We start from the raw sequence: 5,308 nt of genomic DNA, 5'->3' as shown, positions 1-5,308 counted from the left end.
CATCGTGGTTTTGGTCAAGTCAAAGACACGTTAGAATCACTTTTCGATTAATGGTTTGATTTTACAGGGGAAAGGGATTCCCATTTACACAAACTTCTTGACACTCCCGACTATTTAATTGCATTTACAAATTTAGGATTAGTAACCTTATTAATATTAGCTTTCTTATCTGAGATTTTAGATGTATACCAGAGATTTGAAGCTACTTTGGATATTTTATAAATATTTCCTTTGTTCTTCTTTGTTCCAAAATATTTTTTGTTTCCTTTTTTATCATATAATTTTATTTGCGTCGTCATTTCAGTTTTCAATTTAGATGCAGTAATTCCTGCTTTCTTACTCATGATCTTATATGCGTCTTTAGGATCTGACTTCATATACGCTAATGCTTTGTACCAACCCTTTATAATCCCCTTAACTTGCTCAGGATGTTTCTTTATAAAACTTGTACTCAGACCCAAAGTATCAACAATTATTCCGGGTGAACTTTTACTTGACATTACAACATGTCCGTTTTTGGTTGCTTTTGCCTTGCTTAGCCACGGTTGCCATGTCATTGCAGCATCTACTTTACCTGCTACAAAAGCACTGCCAGCAGCTCCTGAATCCATAGACTCAACTTTGATATCTGATAATTTCATATTATTTTTTTGCAACATATAATTAAACCAAAAATAACTTGCTCCACCCGTTGTATCTAAAGCAACTGTCTTCCCTTTTAAATTTTTAAAATTCTTTATACTCTTTTTACCAACTAATCCGTCTGCACCAGTAGAAGTGTCCAAAGCTAAAACATTCTGAATTTTTAATCCACTTGCTGCACTCAATACATTTGTATCTAAAGAAGTCGCAATTCCTTGAATCTTTCCAGCTGCTAAAGCACTTTTACTGTCTGACTTACTTTCAATATCTTTAATTTGAACGTTAACCCCATAATCTTTAAAGAATCCCTTTTCTTCTGCTAAATCCAACGGATAAAATCCTATCCATGAAGAATGTGCAATTTTCACAGTGTTATCACTGCTAGCAGATACTCCAGTACTAACAATAAACAAAGTAAGAAACATGATTACTGGCACTATAAATAGATTCTTCTTATTTTTTAGCGTAGTTTTCAAATTTATCATATAAAATCCCCTTATCATTTATATTGACAACATCATCCGTTAATTTTCCTTTCAACATAGCTATTCCATTTTTAGTTGATCTATGTTTTAATTCATCAATTGATTGTACTGATAGATATGAAATATGTGGTGTAACAATCACATCACTATTCCTAAATTTTTCATAATATTCTTTCGTGGGAGGTTCTTGTTCTATAACATCTAGAACTGCTCCACCGATTATTTTCCTCTCAACTGCTTCCAGTAATTCATTTTCTTTCAAAATTGCTCCTCTAGCAGTATTTATTAATATTCCCGTAGATTTCATTTTTAGAAACTCTGGCATTCCTAACATAGACTTTGTTTTCTCACTTAAATTGCAATGAACTGTTACAAAATCAGCAATTGCCAACCCCTCTTCAAGGCTGACCATTTCAATATTATCTTCTTTTTCTCCGCTCCTATATTGAGGGTCATAGGCATAGACTTTCATGCCCAAGGCTTGAGCTGTTTTTCCAACAAATTTTCCAATTCTACCTAACCCAATTACAAAAAGCTTTTGTTCGCTTAATCTATTTTGCAAATTTTTAATTGCTCCAAGGCCCCACAGATTTTCTTCAACAACAGTATTGAAAGAATCAAGTGCCTTGTTTGAATACAGCATCGCATTTATTACATATTCAGCAATATCTTCCTTGCAGTAATTCTTAACATTAGTTACAGGTATTCTCATTTCTGCGGCTACTTCAATATCGACTCGATCGTAACCGCCTCCGAACAACGCAATTCCTCTACAATTCTTCAGTCTTCTAATCACATCTCCAGGAATATCTGCATACACTTGTGCAAGCACTATATCTGCTTTATCTCCCCATTTCTTTAAATCATCCTTATAGTCATATGTTGAATATTTAATACTTGCGGTTGGATAATATTTTTTTATTATTTCTGTCTCTATATCGTAGTCAGACCATTCTTCATCAATTATCCAGAAGAGCGGATTATTATTTAACATCTACTATTCTCCTTTCTGAACAAGTTTTATCTCTCCTTCAATTGCGTTAACTTCTAAAATATCTTTATTTTTTACATTTTCATTAAAATTAGAATCTACTTTATCAACCAAAGGAATTTCCATAATTATTGAACTAGCAACAAGTGTAGTATCGGCATTTTCGACAATCATTGCTTTGGGACCCATATTGTGCATTTTCAATTGATACATTCCATCTGCCTGAACTACAGAGCTTCCTGTTCCATTTGGAAAAACTAATATCTTATTTGCAATGCTTTTCCCAAAAAGACTATGATTCCTTTCAATTACAACTCCACTTTCTGGATCAATTAAATAAAAGCAAATACCATCTTTTGAAAAAAGAACCTCTCCACTTGTCTTACCCTCAGAAATTTTATGGCATTTAAACAAATTGCTTTTTTCTGTCACTAGTAACCTCTCCCTCCAAAGCTGAATACGTAGCATTTTCTAAATCTGTAATTACAAATTCCATTTTTCTTCGCTTTGTGTAGTAAGCACATTTTGGTGAATCGGTAACACCTTTTTTTCCGTATAAAAATTTCCAACATGGCTGATCCATACATGTATTAGAAATAATATTTCCTCCCGCTTCTTCAATGGTTTTTAATACTCCCATCTGTTCACACAATCTCATAGTTGGGTCTGAAGACATGATAAATAGTGGTACCGCTAATTTCTTACCTGCAATTATTTTAGTTACCCTCTCAATCTGCTCAAATGTAAGATGTGGGCATCCAAATAATGCAAAATCAATTTTACCTATTGGTGCTGAAATTTTGTCTCTCACTGAATCCAAATCTTCCTGTGTAATATCAACTTCTTCAGGAACTTTACTACTTTGAAAAGCATCTTCCAGCGTACTCGCTTCTGGTGTATATCCAAGAATATGATATATTGCAACATTACCCGAAGTATTCATTTGAGCACCTAAATTCATCAATGAAGCATTAGAAAAATTTCTTTTTTCTTCTTTATTTATAAAATTAAAAACAGGTATCTTAAATCCTATTTTTAGTGGTAATACATAACCTAATAATTGAAAATCAAAATCTGAATCCATTTTTGCAAGAACATTTACTAAAATTTCTCCTTTTCTGTTTTCTTTCATCAAGTAGCCATAATAAGGTACTACACCTGTAACAGCAGCACATAGAGCACTTTGTGCAGATTCTCTATTAGTTTTTGCACCATAAACGGAGTTTACAAAAGGTGTTGCCGAGGACTCTGAATATGAAATAACATCATTTACTTTAGGTACATTTAATTGTAAATATGGTGTGCAATCGTATGTCATTAAAGCCCCGATTTTTTTGTATGCATTATCTGTTCGTCTAACTATATCTACATCTTCACTACTCAAACTAGTTATTTGACTCATTTGTTCCCAATTAAAACTTGGATTAACTGTTGGTCTAATTTTACATTTTGCTCCTTGACTTACTAATTTTTCTACAAACCATAAATCAGCTTCTTGATTACTTAAAGCAACATGGGCTCTTGAAATTGGAACCATATAAGGTGCATCAAATGCTTCTGCAATTGCTACCTGAATCTTCATAGCAGTTTGCGTTCCTTTACCAAATTTTCCATCTAACATCTGTTTTTCTGTCAATGAAAGTTTGACCATTATTTATCCTTCTTCCTATAAATGGTTTTATTAATTTTTAAGATTAATGAATGGATTCATTAACTTAGTTGAAGATTAATACAGTACTCGTGCTATGTCAAAGAAAAATTTAAATAATTTGAATAATAAGCTTTTTAGCTATCCTCCATTATTTTTCCAAAATCCAATCTATTTTTAATTTAATTTTAATAACTTACAAAAAATAAGCGACAAAAAAGCAGAGTCTTTCTTCCGAACTCTGCCTATAGTCCATATTCTACTTTTCCTTTAATCTATTACTTCTAAATATTATAATTTTTTTCAATAAAATAATGCACAAAATTCTACTTATCAATAAAAATAAAATCCTTGAGTAGTTGATAAAGCAACTCGATCTCGTAATCTTGAACCTTAATATTGAACTTTTGCTCCACATGTTGAAAGATCCCACTGGAAAGAGATATAAAGTCCTTTTTTCTGGGAGTCAAATCTGCTTCTTGGAAAGTGTTCTCTGAAACTGTCGTACTTACAAGCATCCGTTCAATCATAAGTGATAAATGCATATACAAATTCAGTTTCAGCCTTGGTTCAAATTTTACATTATAAAAATTCTCATAGTGAGATACAATATCTTGGCTTTCTTGGATGACAACGTCTGGATTCAAGATTTGTAAGCGCCCACGAATTCCCTCAATCGATAAAAAGCGCAGTAATCGCTCAATCAGCAGATTACTCGATTTTTGATTTTCCCCTATTTGTAGGAGGATTGTTTCTAGTTTTAATGAAACTGACTTATCAAAAATGTTATAAATATTAATAATATCCATCCCCATATCACCGCTAACATCCGTTGTAGTTAAAATTAACTGTGTATTTGAGAAAAACTGACGGTCATTATTTTTCAGCAATGCATGCAGATGCTTATAATCAAGGGCAATTACCTCTAATGAGGGCGAAAGAGTTTCTTCAATCAGTTTCTTTAATTCCTCTGAAAGACCGACTCCTGACATACATGAAACAATAATATTCTTTCGATTTGATAACCCCTCATAGTACTGCGCATCAGTGGTTGAACTATATTTTTGACTGGCTTCTGCAATTGATTGAAAAATCTCATTGCGTTGAATCCGCAGTCCAATATCAAGGGCCATTGCTGTTGTAACGTTATTAACGACTAACAGTTCCTGGTCTGACACCTTTTTAATTTCTCTAAACATTTCTCTTAAAGAACCCATATCAAACAAAATAATATTTCCCTTGGTAGAAGAGCCTTGATCAATCAAATAGTTGCGTACATACTCATTTATCCGGCTGATAGAAACATCGATGGGCATATCAAATGCCTCAAAAAAATAATTCCCACAAAGTGTATTAACAACCTGTTGAATACTTGAGGCTGTATGCTCCCCATGTGTGAGTAAAATTGCATTGTAATGCACTGATTCAAGCTTCTCTGAACACTGAACCATGAGTACAAAGAATGGAAGATAATAATACGCGCTCTACGCGTGGTGCTAGTTCGTCACAAAATTAAAAAATCCTAAATTATAGACTAAAATT

At 32.9% G+C, this 5,308-nt stretch carries 4 protein-coding genes and 1 pseudogene; all 5 read right to left on the bottom strand.

Annotated features, from left to right (window positions below):
* Window positions 1-110: 110 nt before the first annotated feature.
* Window positions 111-1,127 (bottom strand): ABC transporter substrate-binding protein, encoded by a 1,017-nt coding sequence (locus tag IV36_RS11545; protein WP_056992636.1) that lies wholly within the window; start codon window positions 1,125-1,127, stop codon window positions 111-113.
* A complete protein-coding gene (locus IV36_RS11540; RefSeq protein ID WP_056992634.1) occupies window positions 1,096-2,121 on the bottom strand; it encodes an NAD(P)-dependent oxidoreductase in 1,026 nt (341 codons plus the stop codon). The genes IV36_RS11545 and IV36_RS11540 overlap by 32 nt, the downstream gene beginning before the upstream one ends.
* 3 nt (window positions 2,122-2,124) lie before the next feature.
* On the bottom strand, window positions 2,125-2,550 hold the full coding sequence (locus IV36_RS11535; RefSeq protein ID WP_156648677.1) for an aconitase X swivel domain-containing protein: 426 nt from the start codon (window positions 2,548-2,550) through the stop codon (window positions 2,125-2,127).
* Window positions 2,525-3,754 carry an aconitase X catalytic domain-containing protein gene (locus tag IV36_RS11530; protein ID WP_235810333.1) on the bottom strand — a complete coding sequence of 410 codons (1,230 nt, stop codon included), beginning with the start codon at window positions 3,752-3,754 and terminating at the stop codon, window positions 2,525-2,527. Before IV36_RS11530 ends, IV36_RS11535 begins: the two co-directional genes overlap by 26 nt.
* A gap of 338 nt (window positions 3,755-4,092) precedes the next feature.
* Window positions 4,093-5,250, bottom strand: a pseudogene (locus IV36_RS11525) (PRD domain-containing protein); the annotation flags it as partial.
* Window positions 5,251-5,308 lie beyond the last annotated feature (58 nt).

This window comes from Liquorilactobacillus mali, from assembly GCF_001437155.1.
GTDB lineage: Bacteria > Bacillota > Bacilli > Lactobacillales > Lactobacillaceae > Liquorilactobacillus > Liquorilactobacillus mali_A.
Note: the sequence above shows the minus strand (reverse complement) of the source record. Positions and strands in the feature narration are given on the sequence as shown.

Excerpts from the sequence above, each read along its gene's own strand:
- IV36_RS11545 (WP_056992636.1), bottom strand. The coding sequence starts at position 1,127 with ATGATAAATTTGAAAACTACGCTAAAAAATAAGAAGAATCTATTTATA.
- IV36_RS11540 (WP_056992634.1), bottom strand. The coding sequence starts at position 2,121 with ATGTTAAATAATAATCCGCTCTTCTGGATAATTGATGAAGAATGGTCT.